Source organism: Microbacterium murale (genome assembly GCF_014635185.1).
Taxonomy (GTDB): Bacteria; Actinomycetota; Actinomycetes; order Actinomycetales; family Microbacteriaceae; genus Microbacterium; species Microbacterium murale.
In genome coordinates this window covers 962,307-978,532 of sequence record NZ_BMCM01000001.1, presented here as the reverse complement: position 1 = coordinate 978,532, position 16,226 = coordinate 962,307, and the positions used below count along the sequence as shown (strand labels likewise).

The window sequence follows — 16,226 nt, the reverse complement described above, 5'->3', positions numbered from 1 at the left end:
ATTACTCCCTTTCCGAGACCCGAGTGATGATGAGAGCGATCGCGAGGCACAGCACGGCCATCACGACGCCGATGGCAGCCGCCTGACCCACGTTCGGGTTCACGAACGCCGCCTTGTACAGCGCGACAGCCGGTGTCTGCGTCGAGGTACCAGGACCCCCACGCGTCGTGATCCAGATCAGGTCGAACGCGCGCAGCGCCGCTGTGATGGTGAGTGTCAGCGCCACCGCGATCTGGCCACGGAGGCCGGGGAGGGTAACCGACACGAACTCCCGGATCGGTCCTGCGCCGTCCATGCGCGCCGCCTCATAGAGATCCGTCGAGATGGAGGATGCGCCCGAGATGAACAGCACCATGCAGAATCCGAAGGTGACCCAGGTTCCGATGACGCCGACTGCCGGGAGCGCCCAGGTGAAGTCACCTAGCCAGTTCTTGGCGAGGACATCCAGCCCGACTGCGCGCAGTGCTTCATTGATCGGTCCTTCCGGCGCGTACATGCGCTTGAACAGGAGCGCCGTGACGACGCTGGTCAATACCTGCGGCAGGAAGAAGATCCAGCGATACACGGCCATGCCCGGCTGACGCGAGCGTGTGATCAACGCAGCCGAGAAGAGCCCGAGCGCGATGGGCAGCACGGCGAAGAACATCAGCAGCACGAGCACGTTTCCCAGCGTCGAGCGCAGCACGGGATCGGTGAAGAAGTTGATGTAGTTCTGGAACCCGACCCACACGGATGCCGAGACACCGTCCCACTTGTAGAACGAGTACTGAATCGACTGCACCATCGGCCACAGCACGACACCGGCATACAGCGCCAGCCCCGGAAGCGCGAAGAGCAGCCCCGCCCGACGAGAGCGACGACGTGCACGCGATGTGCGGCGGCGTTTCCCCCCAGTGACGATCAACTCGGTGGCCGTGGTGTCGCCGCCTGGCCGATGGCCCGTGGCGACACCGAGATCGGGGATGGCCATCTGTCAGGATCCGGACTCGGCGAGGAAGGCATTCCGGTCGTCGTCGACAGCCTTCGTGAAGTCCTCGGGGGTCGTCTTGCCGGCCATCAGCAACTGCGTGTTCTGCGAGAGGATGTCCAGCATCGTGGGGCTCGCCCAGTCGAAGTAGGGTACATAGCCGTCGTCGGAGTCGAGGGTGGACGTCGCCGCGGCCTCGCCGCTCTGGCTGAGCGAGTCTGGGGTCTCGACATCGTTGAGCATCGGAACCAGACCGAGGTCGACGGCCGTCTGGCTCGCCTCCTCAGACATCAGGAAGTCGAGGAACGCTGCGGCGACGTCAGGGTGCTCGCACTTGGCCGAGATGACCATGGCGCCGGGCGCTGCGCCCACGCCGACCGTGGAGTCGTCGTCTACCTGCGGCAGCTGGATGTATCCGAACTCATCGAGCTGGTCACCCGACAGGCCGAGCGAACCGGTGTACTCGAAGCGGAAGACGCTGTCGCCGTCGAGATAGTTGGCGAGCGAGGTCTGGTAGTCCAGGCCCTCGAAGTTCGGCATCAGCCAGCCGTCGTCGCCCCACTTCTTCAGCGTGGTCGCAGCGTCGTTGAAGCCGGTGTCCGCTGCGGTCACATCTTCACTGCCGTAGACGAAGTCGTTGATGTCGTCAGCCGAACCGTACAGCGACTGAAGACCGAGCAGCGCCGCCGTGTTCCCATCGAGGCCGCTGTAGCTGAACGGAACTTTGCCGGCCGCCTTGATCTCGGCTGCGGCATCCTCGAGGTCATCGAGGCTGCCGGGCGCCTCGATCCCGAGGTCATCCAGCATGTCGGCGTTGTAGTAGACACCGATGAGGGAGGCCCGAGCGAGTGGAGTCGCGAACCACGCGCCCTCGCCGATCGTCTTGAAGTCGCTCGTGAACTGGTTCTGACGGGCGATCGTCGTCGGCACCTCGTCGTTCCAGTCGTACAGGTCGGCGTAGGCGTCGAGGTTGAGCACGAGCCCGCCCTTTGCCAGGGTGCCCAGCGACGACCACCCGTTGTTCGCGGATGCGATGTCGGGGCCGCCGGTGTCCTGCAGCTGCAGGTTCAGTGTGCTGGTCAGCTGTCCCCAATCCTCACGGGTGCGCTCGATTGTGACGTTGGGATATTTCTTCTCGAACTTCTCGATCAGAGTGGTGATCCACTCCTCCTCGGCTGAGCCCCAGAAGTCGGAGAGTTTCAGTGTGACGTCCCCGGCGCCGGCGACGTCGTCCGAGACGTCAGTGGGCCCTGAACTCTGCGTGGCGCCGCCGCCCGGAGCACAGGCGGACAATGCCAAGGCTGCGGCCAGACCTGCAGAAAGCGCGCCTACGGCGCGCAGTTTCTTCGACAACATCGTTCACTCCATCGTGGTGGTCGGGTATTGCTCGAGAGGGTCTGCGGAGTCGGGCTCCGAGAACATCTCGAACGCTAACACCAATGGACCAGTTGCACCAGTCAAATACCACTTCGGCGATAAATCGATCCAGATGGGCGTCGTGGTATGTTGTCGTCGTGGTATTGACCCCGGCCGCCGCGCAGGCATACGAACACCTGTCTCAGGATCTCGCGCTCGGCGTTTTCGCGCCCGGGACGCGCTTGCCAGGGGAGCGCGATCTCGCTTTGCGCATCAGCGTCAGCCGGTCGACGCTACGTGCCGCTCTCGGTGCGCTCGAAGCCGAGGGACGTGTCAGTCGCTCCGCTCAGCGCGGCTGGTTCGTGCCGCCGCGAGTCGTCGGCGAGCCGCCAAGCACGCTCCAGTCGTTCACGGAAATGGCTCTGGCGCGCGGACTTCGACCGACGTCCACAGTGCGGCGTCGCGAAGTCCGTCCGGCAACCATCGACGAGGCAGATCGTCTCCGGATCGCTCCGACTTCGCCGGTCATCCAGATCGATCGCCTGCGTGGCCTCGACGGAAATCCGGTCTGCTTCGATGTCGTGGTCCTCCCGGAGCAGCGCGCACGCGCACTTATGGACATCGATCTCACTGACCACTCGCTCTACGAGCTACTGCGTGACGAATGCGACGTCGCCATCCATCGCAGCGCGTACAGCGTCACCGCGGCCATCGCTGACGCTCCGCTCGCGAAACTCCTCGGAGCGAGTGTCGGCTCCCCCGTGCTCGTCGGAGAAGAGACCGCGTACGTCGCCGACGGAACCCCGGTGCTACTCGGCGTCAACCGCTATCGCGGAGATGCCTATCGCTTCCAGGCGGACTTGTTCCGCCAGCAGCAGCACAGACACTGACGAACTCAAGAGGTTCCGCTGACACGTCGGACTCGTCGGATCGGCGTCAACGCCCGAGGAGTCGACTCTGCTCGACGCCGAGACCCGCCAGCGTCTCAGCCGCGAGTTTCCGCTTGAGCTCCAGTGACGCGCCGATCTCGGCAGCTAGCCTCGGCCGCGTCCGGATCAGGCTATCCACGGTCGCGAGAGGGATCACGACGACGGTGAGGATCTCCCCCGCGACCGTGACCGCCTGAGTGCGCTCGCGTGTGAGTGCGGTCTGACCGATCAGATCGCCCGTGTCCGCTCCGGCGAAGTCGATCCTTCCGCCGTCGACATCGAGCGAGAGGACGGCCCTTCCGGACACCACGATCTTCACCTCATCGGGAATGACTCCCGCCGGCAGGACGACTTCGCCGACGCCGTAGCGTTCCAGCCGGGCTGAGGCGAGGAGCGATTCGGTATCCTCCTCGCGCAGGTGCAGAGTCGGTGCGATCACCGCCAGAGCCTCGACGAGGCGCTGGGGTTCGGCGAGCGGATCGGTGGAGTCGCCGTCGAGAGCGAACTTCCGGCGGCGCGAGGCGTACCAGAGCCAGGACAGATACATCGAGAGCGCTCGTCCGGCATCGGCGGGGCCGGCGACCGGAATCGACACACCGTAGGCACCGCCACCGGCGTAGTCGACGGATGCTCGCGGTTCGCGCAACCGCATCGGCAACGCGTCTGCGATCTCCAGCAGCAGCGCCATCACCTCGTGCGGCGGATCGTCAGTCGAGAAGCTCACGGACGTGGTCGCGAAATACGGTCCCTCCGGCTCGCTCATGTTCGTGAAGGATGCTCCGGACAGGGTCGAGTTCGGCACGATCTGGATGCCGGCACCGGTCTTGATGTGCACGGCACGCCAGTTCACCTCCACGACGCGCCCCTTCACGCCGCCGGTGTCGAGCCAGTCGCCGATCTTGAACGGCTGCTCGAACAACAGCAGCAGTCCGGAGATCACGCCGCCGACGGCGTTCTGCAACGCGAGGCCGATCACGATCGAAGTGACGCCGAGCGCGGTGATCAGTCCGCCGACGTCCGCCTCCCACACCCAGGAGAACAGCAGAGCGAGACCGACGACCACCAGGGCGAGCCGGGCGATCTCGACGAAGATCGTCGGAATGCGGTCCCGCCACGATCCTGGCGCGGCGTTCGCGAAGAGCGCCACGTTGAACGACGAGAGCACGAGCAGGATCACGAGGAATCCGAACACGGTCGCCACGACCCGCACCCATACCTGGTCGGCAGGCGATTGGATCGCGAAGGCCAGCAGTGCGAGCACTGCGCCGGCCGGGACCACCCAGTTGCGCAGCAGCCGCAGCGGACCGGCGACGGGGTTGTTCCGTCGCGTCAGGGTGCCGATCACCTCGGTGAGCACCACGAGCAGAACCGGCACTCCTACGGCGAGCGCGATCACCCACCATGCCCAGCCGTCCTGGAACGCCTCGGTCATCTCACACCACCTTCCACACGGTCTCGGTCCTGCCCTGCGACTCGACTGTGCCCGCCTCGACGTAGTCGACGAGCTCCTGGGTGCGATCCCGCACGGTCTGACTGACGTAGATTCCGGGCTCCCCCGTCACGGAGCGCACGCGATACGCGAGGTTCACGGCGTCGCCCCACAGGTCGTAGGCGAGGCTGGTGCGGGCGACGAGTCCGCTCGTCACTGTTCCGGAATCGACACCGGCGCGCAGCGCAAGAGACGTGCCGTTCTGCACGTTGAACCGGTCGATCACTCCGACGAGGTTCCGAGCGAACTCCACGCTGCGACGCACGTTGTCCACCCGCGGGATCACCATGCCCGACGAAGCCAGATAACCGCCGTGGAGTGTGCGCACCTTCTCCACCCCTGCCTTCTCGGCGGCCTCGTCGAAGCCGCGCATGAGGGTGTTGAGCTGTCCGATCTCCTCCTCGGCAGAGAGCCCACGGGCGTGCTCATCGAATCCGACGAGTTCGGCGAACACGACGGAGACGTTCTCATGAGCCTCCGAGATCGCCTCGTCGCCCTGCTTGTACTTGTTCGCGACACTCTCGGGCATGAGCGTGTGCAGCAGCTTCTCGTTCTCCTTCTGCTGCTCCTCGATGAGCTCCTGTTTGATCCGCAGACTCGACGCCATGTCGTTGAAGGCGCTGCCGAGCTCACCGAACTCGTCCCGCGAGCCCTGAGGCACCTGCACATCGAGATCGCCCTCGGCGACTCGGTGCACCGCTCCGACCAGACGATGGATCGGACGGGTGAAGACCTGGGCGAGCAGCAGCGACAGCAAGGAGACGCCGAGCAGGATGCCCAGGAGGGACAGCAGCACATTGCGGGTGAAGTCCGTGACGGGAGCGAATGCCTCGGTGGAGTCGATGCGCGCGATGATCACCCAGTCGAGGCCCTCGATCTCCAGTGGCGCATATGCGGTCACGCTGTCCTGGCCGAGGTATCCGGGCCCCTGTGTGGTGCCGGAACGACCTGCCTGCGCCTCTTCCACGGCGAATGTCGTGACGGGTTGGAGAAGCACAGGACCACGGATCTCCATCACGCGCTCCGCGATGCTCGGCGCTGTTCCGCCGTCCGTCGCTCGCTGCGCGTAGGCCTCCGGATCCTCGAAGAGGAGCCTCGAGGTGCTGCGCATGAGATCGTCACGTCCGACGAGATACACCTCACCGGAGTCTCCGAGCCCCTGCTCCTTCCACTGCTCCCCACCGGTCATCACGTCGTTGATGGTGTCGAGCGACACCTGGAAGGCGATGGCCCCCGTGACGCGGCTGTCATTGCCCACCGGCGAGATCACCCAGATCGTCGGGACGTTCATGGAGGGGACCCAGCGTTCGAAGTCGGTGATGCCGACGGCATCGACGGAATTCGTGGCGATGGTGTCGCGGTAGGTCTGCGCGAACGCGGTGTCGCGATACGGCCCGGTGTTGAGGTTCGTTCCGAGGTCGGCGCCCTTGTACGCCGAGAACACGACATCGCCCTCGAGGTTGAGCAGAAGCGCGTCTTCATAACCGGCCTGGTCGATGAGTCGGGTGAAGTAGTCGCCGTAGCGACCGGCCGCCTGCGCATACGTGGTGCCATCGCCGGAGTCGTTCAGGTTCAGCAGCTTGTCGTAGTCCGCATCGAAGTCGATGTTCCCCATCGAGTACTGCAGCTGCAGATACTTCCCGGCGTTCGACTCAGGGATGAACGCGGTATCGCCGTACTCATCCCCGGTGCGCTCCTCCAACTCGGGAATGAAGGCATCCGCGTAGTACGCCTCCAGCAGCGCCTGCTGCTCAGGTGTGATCTCCTGCTGCTGCAGTTCGTCGAAAGCGGTGTTCAACTCGGCGGAGATCGTCTGAGCGCTCAGGTTGCGGGAATGCAATGATGCATCGAGCTTGACGTCGCCGATCGCTTCCGTGATCTCCGCTGCGCGCATCTCGCGGATCGTGGTCAACTGATCGATCGCGGCCGCATGCAGCGACTCGCGGCCGTTGACGAATCCGATCGCACCGACGACGACGGAGGAGACCAGACTCACACCGAGCAGCATGATCAGAAGCTTGGATTGGATGCTGAGCCCACCTCGGGTGAACCGCAACCTTCCTCTGTTCCGCCCGGTCTTCTCCTCTGACGTGTTCTCCTGCGTCACTGACTGCCCCCGCCGTTTCACACCGTCTCAGGACGACTTTCCCCCTCCCGGTCCCCCCCAGGCATGAACGAGGCGCCCTCTTCCCCGTCAGATGCGCCAAACCTATCGTGACCGTCGCTCCGATATCGAGACTTTTCTGCGACCTTCGTCACGCGACGCGGCGCGGTCGCTACAGTGAGCGCGGAGGAAACATGAACAAGTGGTGGCCATACGCACGTCTTGCCGCAGCAGTGCTCGGACTCGCGGCGATCATCCGCCAGTTCTCGCTGGCTGTGGGCAACGCGATCGCGGCGGACACCCCATGGGCCAGTCACGTGCCGACCGTGGTGGCGAATTTCTTCAGTTATTTCACGATCCTGTCGAACCTCATCGCCGCCGTCGTACTGATCGTCTCGGCGATCTGGATGCTGCGCACGAGGCACGACGCGACACCGGAACCCGCCTGGCTGGCGACCCTCCTCCTGTGCGCAAGCACCTACATGATCGTGACCGGCATCGTCTACAACCTGCTGCTGCGCAACATCGCGATCGCCGGCATCTCGGATGTCTGGACCAACGAGACCCTGCACGTGATCATCCCGCTGTTCCTGCTCGCCGACGTGCTGTTCGCGCCGCGGCGCCGTGCGCTGCCCTGGAGCACGATGCTCACCGCCGCCGCATTCCCCATCGTCTGGGCGGTGTACACGCTGATCAGGGCGAACTTCATCATCGGACCAGCCCACGGCAACCACTGGTGGTACCCGTACCCCTTCCTGGACCCGAACATCCAGGGCGGATACGCGGGGGTCATCGGCTACATCATCGGGATCGCCGCCGCGATCATCGGCGTCGCGGCCCTCGTCATCTGGATGGGACGCCGCCGCGGCATCCGCTCTTCGGCGATCGTGGAAGAGGACGACTCACTCGGTGCCGTCGCCGGATAGAAGTCCAGTTGGTCAGACCGGCACGACATCACGGTCGACGAAATCCACGATCGTCCTCGTGAACAGATCCGGGTCCTGGATGCTCCACACGTGGCGCATCCCCGGAGCCACCCAGGTGCGCGTCTGCGGCATCGCCGCCACGAGCGCAGGGAACGCCGCAGCCACGCTCCTGGATTCCCTCCCGCCGGCGATCGCGAACATCGGACCGGTGTATCCGGAGCGGCCATCGGGCATCGACCCGTCGAAGATCTCGCGATACATCCGCGACGCGGCACCCTTGTTGACGCCCATCCCGTCGGAGATGAACAGCTCACGCGCGTCAGCCGGGATGCGGAACATCGCCGCCTGCATGCTCCAGAACCAGCGCTTGTCCCACGAACGCAGTTGCAGCTCCGCCAGCCGACGCTCGAATCCGCCCACCCCGGTCATCGGCGCACCGGTCACCATGCACGATCGGATCAGATCCGGATGCCGCATGGCGAGGTGCACGCCGATCACGCCGCCCATCGACAGGCCGACGACGTGCGCCCTGCCGCCGATCGCCCGCTCGCGGATGATGTCGGCGATGTCGTCGGCCGCGCCGTCGAGTCCCGGCCACCACTCTGCTGACCGGGCGCCGTAGGCCACGACATCCGGAGTGATCACGTGACGGCCGGCGAGTCCGTCGACCTGCGGTTCCCACATCCAGTTGCCGACGTTGCCCCCGTGCAACAGGATGATCGACTCGCCCGCACGCGGGCCGTGCTCGATGGGGTACCTCTTCGTCACGTCAGCTCCTCGGCCACGGCATCCCTTACGTCCGCGAGCCAGGAGAGCTCAGCGTCTGCTCCTCGCAGACCAGCGTCGAGGGTCGCAGTGCGCAGCACAGCGCCGAGTCCCTGCGTCACCCTCGGAATCCCGGCAAGCTGCTCGCGCTCAGCGCGGATGGCCTCCGCCCGCTCGTCGAGCAGTGCGAGCACGCCCTCGACGCCGAGCGGCTCGGCGAAGAAGAGCCGGGCGAGGAACGGCTCTTTCGGCATCGGCGACTCGACCGGCGAGCGCAACCAGGCATGCAGTTCCGCGCGACCGGCGTCGGTCAGCGCATGCACGCGGCGATCGGGACGCCCTGTCTGCACGATGAGCTCGGTCGCCACGACGCCGTCGGCTTCGAGCCGGTCGATGGTCCGGTAGATCTGCGACTGGTCGGCGTGCCAGAAGTGCGCGACTGACCCGGCGAAGGCACGGCCGAGGTCGTATCCGCTCTGGGGTGCGATGTCGAGCAGGCCGAGGATGGCGTGACGCAGTTGCATGATCATAGTAGACCATGCATATATAGGACTACACAAGTATATTGGTCGATGGAATGGGGATCTCTGCCCGTCGCTCCAGGATGTCCGAGTCGGATGCTGCGATTACGCTGGCCTGTGGGGGAGATCGGAGCACCGTTCTCCCGCGCATGCGAGGAGACAGTGATGAACGAGTCGAACGCCACCGCTTCCGGGGCAGCCTCCCCACCGCCGCCCCCGCGGCCACCCGCGCCCGCTGCGGCTCCCGCACCTCAGCAGTCCGCACCGCCGGCGCCCGCCCAGTCCGCTCAGCGCGCCACTCCCGCAGCCCGCCCCGACTCCACGCCGAGCGACGCGGAGATGACCCGCGCCGCGAACGTGCTGAAGGTCGTCTCCGACGCGTACTCCGCGAAGATGGTCGGCCAGGAGCGGCTGCGCACGAGCCTGCTGGTCTCGCTCATCGCCGGCGGCCACATCCTGCTCGAGTCGGTGCCTGGACTCGCCAAGACGACCGCGGCATCCACCCTCGCCGACACCGTCAAGGCCAGCTTCAAGCGCATCCAGTGCACGCCTGACCTGCTGCCCAGCGACATCACCGGCAACCAGATCTACGACGCCGCCACCGGATCGTTCCGCACCGTGCTCGGCCCGGTGCATGCGAACTTCGTGCTGCTCGACGAGATCAACCGTTCGAGCGCGAAGACCCAATCGGCGATGCTCGAGGCGATGCAGGAGCACCAGACCACGATCGGCGGCGAGGTGCATCACCTCCCGAAGCCGTTCCTCGTGATCGCGACGCAGAACCCGATCGAGCAGGAGGGCACCTACGAGCTCCCAGAAGCGCAGATGGACCGCTTCCTGCTCAAGGAGATCGTCGAGTACCCGAGCCCCTCCGACGAGTTCGAGATCCTGCGGCGCATCGACTCCGGCGTGCTCGACCCCGACCGGCACGTCGCCAGTGCCGTCTCCCTGGAAGACGTGCAGCTGCTGCAGGATGTCGCGAGCCGCATCTACGTCGACGCGGCGATCCGCAACTACATCGTCTCGATCGCCTATGTGACCCGAAACCCCGGCCCATACATCGGCGAGGATCGCGCGCGCTACATCAAGTACGGCGCCAGTCCCCGCGCCAGCATCGCCTTCCTGCAGGCATCCCGCGCCCTGGCTCTGCTCAACGGCCGCTCGCATGTGCTTCCGGAAGACATCCGCACGCTCCGTCACGTCATCCTCCGTCACCGCGTGCTGCTCACGTTCGAGGCGGATGCCGAGGGGATCCGCAGCGAGGAGATCATCGACCAGATCTTCGCCGCAGTCCCCACACCGTAGTAGTTCCCATGGCCAGCCTGATCACGCAGGTGAAGAGCAAGCTCTTCATCCACTCGTCGCAGAAGTCGATGCACGCGCTCGACGGCGCCTACGCGTCACTGCTGCACGGACGCAGCCTCGACTTCGAGGACCTGCGCAAGTACGAGTACGGCGATCAGGTGCGCGACATCGACTGGCGCGCCACCGCACGCCTCGGCACTCCGCTCGTGAAGCGACACCGCGCGAACCGGATGCACACCGTGCTGTTCGTCGTCGACACCGGCAGGTCGATGACGGCGCTCGCCCACGACGAGAAGCCGAAGAAAGACCTCGCGATCCTCGCCACAGGCGCCCTCGGCATCCTGGCCCTCCGCCACGGCGACGACTTCAGCGTCGTCCACGGCGATGCCGAGCGCGTGCGCCGGCGTGCACCAGGGCGCAGCGAAGGGGCGCTCGAGCACGCCCTCCGCACGATCGACCAGGCGACCAGCGAGGGCCGCGTGCCCAGTGATCGCGACGCACTCCTCTCCTATGTCGCACGCACGATCGCGCGCCGTTGCATCGTCGTGATCATCACCGATGATGCGCCGATCACCGACGAGACGGAGCGGATGCTGCGCCGTCTGCGCGTGCAGCACGACGTGCTGTGGGTCACGCTCCGCGACGCGAATCCCGTGCTCGATCACGCCTCGCACTCGGTGCGCGCCGACGTCAACACGCGATGGGCCGTTCCCGACTTCGTGCACGGCGACCGCGAGGTGCTCGGCGAGCTCATCGCCCAGACGCAGGCGGATGCCGCGCGGCTGAACGAGCTGCTCGATCGCCTCGAGATCAGCCACACAGCCCTCGAGACCCAGGATGACGCGGTGCCGCAACTGCTGCGCATGCTGAACCGGAGGGCCGATGTCCGGAACTGACGAGCTCTACCCTCCCGCGCAGTACGGCTGGGGATGGATGCTGCTGGCGCTCGGCATCATCGCGCTCCTCATCCTCTGCGCGTGGCTGCTGCTCTTCCTGACGAAGCCGCGACGCGGCATGGTTCTGTACGGCGACACGCAGACGTCGGCGCCGATGACCGCCGACGTGCTCACGCAACTGCGGCAGGAGTATCACGAGCGCATCGCGCAGATCGAGGCCGACTACCGAGGCGGTTCGCTCACGGCGCGTCACGCCAACCTCGAGCTCAGCCGGGTCGTTCGCACATTCGTCAACGAGTACAGCGGCCTGGAGGCCCCGGTGCTCGCCCTCGACGACCTCGTGCGGCTCGGTGTACCGCCGGCGCTGATCGATGCGCTGCAGCGGCACTACTACCCCAGCATCTTCCGCAAGGGACCGGCGGTCGATCCGATCGCCGGCGTCGAGGCCGCGCACAAGGTGGTGGGCTCATGGCACTAGCGAACTGGTGGGTCATCCTCATCGCGGTCGCCGTCATCGTGATCGCGATCGGCGTCGGGCTCCTCATCGGCCTTCGCCGAAACGCTCGCCATCGCGAACAGCAGAGCGCCCCGATCGCTCGAGCGGAGCGGCTGCGCGCACTGCCGTCTTTCCAGCACGCCGTCCGGCGCCGCACCGTCGCCCTCGCCGGCGTGCTCGCGCTCGGTGTGCTCGCGAGCATGATCGCAGGGGTCGTGGCCGCACGGCCGATGGCATCGGAGACGATCCAGCCGGTCAACACCAGCCGCGACATCATGCTCTGCCTCGACGTCTCGGGGTCGATGAGCGACGTCGACGTCGAGGTGCTCAGTGTGTTCGAAGAGCTGCTCGACGGCTTCGAGGGCGAGCGCATCGGCCTGACGATCTTCAACAGCTCGCCCGTGCAGATCTTCCCGCTCACGGACGACTACGACTTCATCCGCACGCACCTGCAGAGCATCCGCGAGAGCTTCGATTACATGGAGGAGGTCCCTGAGCACTGGGTCGGCACGCTCAACGGTCCAGGCGCCTCGCTGATCGGCGACGGGCTCGCATCGTGCGCCATGCGCTTCGATCACCTCGATGACGAGCGTTCCCGTTCGATCATCCTCGCCACCGACAACGAGGTGAACGGCGACTCCATCGTCACCCTCGAGGAGGCGTCGAACTACGCGGCATCCGCAGGGGTGCGAGTCTTCGCGCTCAATCCAGTGCAGGGCGTCGACACCGACATCAGCGCGGAGCTCGTCGCTGCCGCCGAGGCGACCGGCGGCAAGGCCTATGGCCTGCGCGACACCACGACCGTCTCCGACATCATCGAAGACGTCCAGAAGCAGGAGGCGACCGAGCTGCGCGGCCAGGCACAGGTCGTGTGGACCGACAACCCGAATCTGTGGATCGCGGTGCTGCTGGTCATGGCCCTCGGCTTCGTGGTGCTGCTGTGGAGGGTCAGGCTGTGATCTTCCAACCCGTGCTCAACATCTTCCTGCTGGTGCTGCTGTTCGCGCCCGTCGCCTTCGTCGTCGTCTGGATGCTGGTGAAGGCGGTGCGTCCTCAGGCCGGTTCAGCGGATGCCGGCACCGGCGCCCCACCGGTCATCTGGGGATTGCGCCTGCTGATGCTGCTGGCCTGCTTCATGATGCTGCTGCGCCCCGGCATTCCAGGGGGCGCGACCGAGACCCTCGCGACAGACACCGACATCCTCATCGTCGTCGACACCACCGCGAGCATCGTGGCGGAGGACTGGGACGGCGACGCGCAGCGGCTCGACGGCGTCCGTGCTGATGTGCAGTCGATCGTCGACGAGTACCCGGGAGCGCGCTTCGCGCTGATCAGCTTCGACGCGGCCGCCGAGCTGCGGCTCCCGCTGACCACCGATGCCACGGCACTGATCTCCTCGCTCGAGGTGCTGCGCCCCGAGGTCACCGCGCAGTCGCGGGGCAGCTCGATCGGCATCGCGAGCGCCATGGTCGAGGAGACGCTGCAGGCCGCAGCCGAATCGGCTCCCGACCGCTCGCGGATGGTGTTCTACCTCGGCGACGGCGAGCAGACGGTCAGCACCGAGCCCGAATCGTTCTCTGCCAGCGCGGAGTACACCGACGGCGGCGCGGTGCTCGGCTACGGCACCAGCGAAGGCGGGCCGATGAAGGTCACCTCCGGGAGCCTCTCGTCCGACGAGGGCGGCGAGTACATCGAGTATCAGGGCGAGCAGGCTATGTCGGTTGTCGACGAGGCGAATCTGCAGACCATCGCCGACGACCTCGGAGTGGAGTACCAGTTGCGCTCCGTCGATGCTGACATCGAGCTGCCGGAGGCGCCGACCACCACGACGAACTACACGGAGTCGGGGTCGGTCGGCAATGTCATCGAGCTCTACTGGATCTTCGCCCTCGTGATGGTGCTGCTGCTCGGCGTCGAGATCGCCCGCGCCACGATCCTCATCGCGCAGATGCGCGGACTCGCCCGACCGCGCACTCGCGGGTCGTTGAGCGAGCGCAGCGCCCACGGGTCGTTGAGCGAGCGCAGCGAGACGAAACGCACTGAGCGAGCGCCAGCGAGTCGAAGTGAACAACCAGCCCCGCCGTCAGGAGGTGACGCATGACCGGCGCACCGACGCAGGCGGACGCCGCGGCCGCTCTGCTCGCGGCGAACCGTCGACGCCGGCGCATCCGCCGCTGGGTCGCGATCGGAACCCTGCCCCTCACGATCGCGGCGCTGCTGTTCGTCGGCAAGCTGCTGAGCATGTACGCGTTCGCACACCAGGCGATCACGACCTATGTCGTCGCCGACTACGCGGGTTCGACGGCGGCGGCCGAGGGCCAGGAGTTCCTGAACTGGTTCGAGCCGTACAAGGCGCCGTACAACGTCGGAACCGCGCTGGCAGGATCCGAGGATCTCGACGGTGCTCGCGTGAAGCTCGAAGAGGCTCTGCCCCTGGCTCACGGCCTCGAGGTGTGCGCGGTGCGGGTGAACCTTGCGATCGTGATCGAACGCCAGGGCGATGCCGCGGTCGACGGGGGCGACGGACCCGGCGGGGCGGAGCTGTACGGCGAGGCGCTGCAGATCACGGCCGAGACGCCGGAGGAGTGCAACAGCGAAGAGGCCGATTCGCAGTCCCCCGATCCCGACCGCAGCATGAGCGACACCCTCGATGAACTCGGCGATCGGCTGCAGGAGAAGCAGCAGCAGGCCCAGGTGCAGCAGTCGCCGCCCCAGGAGGGCGACGGCGAAGAGCAGGAGCAGCCGCAGCAGCCCGACCAGGACAAGCTCGACGAGCTGCAGGACAAGCTCGATCAGGGCGCCGAGGAGCGCGAGCAGAACCAGGGCGACGAAGACGGCCCCGGCGGCGGGACGGACAAGCCATGGTAGAGCCCGAGAAGCAGCGCGCGCGTTACATCGCCGGTACCGAGGGCGCACCTCCCGTGCCGCCGCCTGGCGGCTATCACGGCGCCAAGCGCGTGCAGACCGCACTGCCTTCCGGCGCTCCGGTGATCAGCACGGCCGAGGCGACGCAGGATAAACAGCCGGCGAACGTGATCGGCTGGGTCGCTCTGGTCGCGGCGATCCTCTTCGCGGTCGTGCTGCTCGGCACGCTGCTGTCCGGCGGCACGGACGCGCTGTACGGCGTGACGATGCTGACGCTGCAGCTCGTCGTGCTCGCCGTCGTGATCGCTGCACTGTTCTCACGCCGCGGGCGGGTACTCGCGGCATCCGCTCTCATCGTCACCCTCATGCTCAACGTCGCGACCGTCGGTGCGATGAGCGCGCTGCAGACCTCGGCGTCAGGCAACTATGAAGGTGAGAAGACCGAGGAGCAGAAGCACGAGGAGGCGTACCCCGGGATCAAGGACACCTCCTCGAGCACGGTCCTCGCGCAGCCTTCGCTCGAGGAGGTGCGGGCGCAGAGCGAGGAGATGCTGGCCGAGATCCGCGATCGCCTGTCTACGCAGTTCGGCTACACGTGGACCGAGGCCGGTACCGAGAACCTCCGTCCGGAGCGCAACGGCTACGGCGGGGAGTCGATGCTGGTGCAGTACACGTCAGTGCCGTGGATGACGAACGAGCCCATCCAGGACTACGACCGCAAGGTCGCCGTGATGGACGTCATCGAAGAGGTCGTCACCGAGTACGGCATGTACGGTCTGTACTCGTTCAACGAGCCGTCGTCGGGGATGGACGACGCCATCCAGGAGAAGTTCTACGGCAGCGCCGATCCGCGTGAGCAGAACACCTGGGAGTACTACTCCGACAACTACCCGGATCCGCTGCGCTTCTACGCCGTGCTCTACGACCTCTCCAACGACCCCACCGGAGAGTTCGCCGGCGAACGCGAGGCGCAGAGCGCCCGCACGGGCGAGCCTCTGGAGGGGCTGCAGATCTACTTCCTCGCTCCCCAGTTGCTCAGCGAGGGCGACCGCGAGGAGTTCGAGACACGGATGCAGGAGTACCCCGGGTCCTGAGCCGCGGCCCTTTCGGTGGCCGCCACCCGTAACTCGCACTCCACAGGTCGAGTACCAACGTGGTTCTCCACCGATCGTTCGTTAGTGCCTTTGGCTGTAGGCACCGACGACTTGAATCAGGGTATGGGCAATCTGGCCAGACAGTTACGTCATCAAAACATTGACGATTATGACGCGTAAACGATATGATGACGGTGTTCGGATCGCGCAGAGTGCGCGAAAGCACCGAATCCCGGACGCCGACATGCTGCATGCACTCGACCACATGATTCGTTACCGAGAGCAGGAATATGACGGAGAGATTCGCATCCTCGTGATCGGGGCTGACCGTGCTGGCCACTTTCTTGAGCTGGTGCTCGTGCCAGCCGAGAACCCCGCCCTCATCATTCACGCCGACATACTTCGACCAAGTCGCTATCGATTCCTCTGAGGAGTCCCCCAATGTCAAAGACCAGTCCACCTCGCATCCATGACACAGATATCGATGCATTCATCGACAGCATCGGCACGGGA

General features: G+C 65.9%; 16 protein-coding genes. 10 read left to right on the top strand and 6 right to left on the bottom strand.

Features of this window, described 5'->3' with window-relative positions; genetic code table 11:
* Nucleotide 1: 1 nt before the first annotated feature.
* Nucleotides 2-970, bottom strand: a complete 969-nt coding sequence (locus IEV67_RS04740) for a carbohydrate ABC transporter permease (protein ID WP_188435384.1) — start codon at nucleotides 968-970, stop codon at nucleotides 2-4.
* 3 nt (nucleotides 971-973) lie between these two features.
* Nucleotides 974-2,323: an ABC transporter substrate-binding protein gene (locus IEV67_RS04735; RefSeq protein WP_188435383.1), complete on the bottom strand. Its 1,350-nt coding sequence runs from the start codon at nucleotides 2,321-2,323 to the stop codon at nucleotides 974-976.
* Between the two features lie 158 nt (nucleotides 2,324-2,481).
* On the opposite strand from IEV67_RS04735, the gene IEV67_RS04730 reads away from it, so the two are divergent.
* A complete protein-coding gene (locus IEV67_RS04730) occupies nucleotides 2,482-3,213 on the top strand; it encodes a GntR family transcriptional regulator (RefSeq protein WP_229702726.1) in 732 nt (243 codons plus the stop codon).
* A 46-nt stretch (nucleotides 3,214-3,259) separates the two neighbouring features.
* Here IEV67_RS04730 and IEV67_RS04725 read toward each other — a convergent pair whose 3' ends face one another.
* Together IEV67_RS04725 and IEV67_RS04720 are read right to left on the bottom strand one after the other, a co-directional pair.
* Nucleotides 3,260-4,684 (bottom strand): mechanosensitive ion channel domain-containing protein, encoded by a 1,425-nt coding sequence (locus IEV67_RS04725; RefSeq protein ID WP_188435381.1) that lies wholly within the window; start codon nucleotides 4,682-4,684, stop codon nucleotides 3,260-3,262.
* 1 nt (nucleotide 4,685) lies between these two features.
* On the bottom strand, nucleotides 4,686-6,797 hold the full coding sequence (locus IEV67_RS04720) for an adenylate/guanylate cyclase domain-containing protein (protein ID WP_188435380.1): 2,112 nt from the start codon (nucleotides 6,795-6,797) through the stop codon (nucleotides 4,686-4,688).
* Between the two features lie 242 nt (nucleotides 6,798-7,039).
* Here IEV67_RS04720 and IEV67_RS04715 point away from each other — a divergent pair, with 242 nt between their 5' ends.
* Nucleotides 7,040-7,771 (top strand): Pr6Pr family membrane protein, encoded by a 732-nt coding sequence (locus IEV67_RS04715; RefSeq protein ID WP_188435379.1) that lies wholly within the window; start codon nucleotides 7,040-7,042, stop codon nucleotides 7,769-7,771.
* Between the two features lie 12 nt (nucleotides 7,772-7,783).
* On the opposite strand, the gene IEV67_RS04710 is transcribed toward IEV67_RS04715, so the two are convergent.
* Entirely contained in the window at nucleotides 7,784-8,539 is a 756-nt protein-coding gene (locus IEV67_RS04710) for an alpha/beta fold hydrolase (protein ID WP_229702724.1), read from the bottom strand.
* A complete protein-coding gene (locus IEV67_RS04705; RefSeq protein ID WP_188435378.1) occupies nucleotides 8,536-9,060 on the bottom strand; it encodes a PadR family transcriptional regulator in 525 nt (174 codons plus the stop codon). The genes IEV67_RS04710 and IEV67_RS04705 overlap by 4 nt, the downstream gene beginning before the upstream one ends.
* A gap of 162 nt (nucleotides 9,061-9,222) precedes the next feature.
* Here IEV67_RS04705 and IEV67_RS04700 point away from each other — a divergent pair, with 162 nt between their 5' ends.
* From IEV67_RS04700 to IEV67_RS04665, 8 genes are all read left to right on the top strand, one after another.
* The gene (locus IEV67_RS04700) at nucleotides 9,223-10,362 is read left to right on the top strand and encodes an AAA family ATPase (protein ID WP_188435377.1); all 1,140 of its coding nucleotides are present in this window, start codon (nucleotides 9,223-9,225) and stop codon (nucleotides 10,360-10,362) included.
* A gap of 8 nt (nucleotides 10,363-10,370) precedes the next feature.
* Nucleotides 10,371-11,258, top strand: a complete 888-nt coding sequence (locus IEV67_RS04695) for a DUF58 domain-containing protein (RefSeq protein WP_188435376.1) — start codon at nucleotides 10,371-10,373, stop codon at nucleotides 11,256-11,258.
* The gene (locus tag IEV67_RS04690; protein ID WP_188435375.1) at nucleotides 11,245-11,736 is read left to right on the top strand and encodes a hypothetical protein; all 492 of its coding nucleotides are present in this window, start codon (nucleotides 11,245-11,247) and stop codon (nucleotides 11,734-11,736) included. The genes IEV67_RS04695 and IEV67_RS04690 overlap by 14 nt, the downstream gene beginning before the upstream one ends.
* Nucleotides 11,727-12,713 carry a VWA domain-containing protein gene (locus tag IEV67_RS04685; protein ID WP_188435374.1) on the top strand — a complete coding sequence of 329 codons (987 nt, stop codon included), beginning with the start codon at nucleotides 11,727-11,729 and terminating at the stop codon, nucleotides 12,711-12,713. The genes IEV67_RS04690 and IEV67_RS04685 overlap by 10 nt, the downstream gene beginning before the upstream one ends.
* Nucleotides 12,710-13,855 carry a vWA domain-containing protein gene (locus tag IEV67_RS04680; RefSeq protein ID WP_188435373.1) on the top strand — a complete coding sequence of 382 codons (1,146 nt, stop codon included), beginning with the start codon at nucleotides 12,710-12,712 and terminating at the stop codon, nucleotides 13,853-13,855. Before IEV67_RS04685 ends, IEV67_RS04680 begins: the two co-directional genes overlap by 4 nt.
* Complete coding sequence (locus IEV67_RS04675; protein ID WP_188435372.1) at nucleotides 13,852-14,622, top strand: hypothetical protein; 771 nt, start codon at nucleotides 13,852-13,854, stop codon at nucleotides 14,620-14,622. The genes IEV67_RS04680 and IEV67_RS04675 overlap by 4 nt, the downstream gene beginning before the upstream one ends.
* Entirely contained in the window at nucleotides 14,616-15,713 is a 1,098-nt protein-coding gene (locus tag IEV67_RS04670; RefSeq protein WP_188435371.1) for a hypothetical protein, read from the top strand. Before IEV67_RS04675 ends, IEV67_RS04670 begins: the two co-directional genes overlap by 7 nt.
* A gap of 169 nt (nucleotides 15,714-15,882) precedes the next feature.
* Complete coding sequence (locus IEV67_RS04665) at nucleotides 15,883-16,143, top strand: hypothetical protein (protein ID WP_188435370.1); 261 nt, start codon at nucleotides 15,883-15,885, stop codon at nucleotides 16,141-16,143.
* Nucleotides 16,144-16,226: the final 83 nt, after the last annotated feature.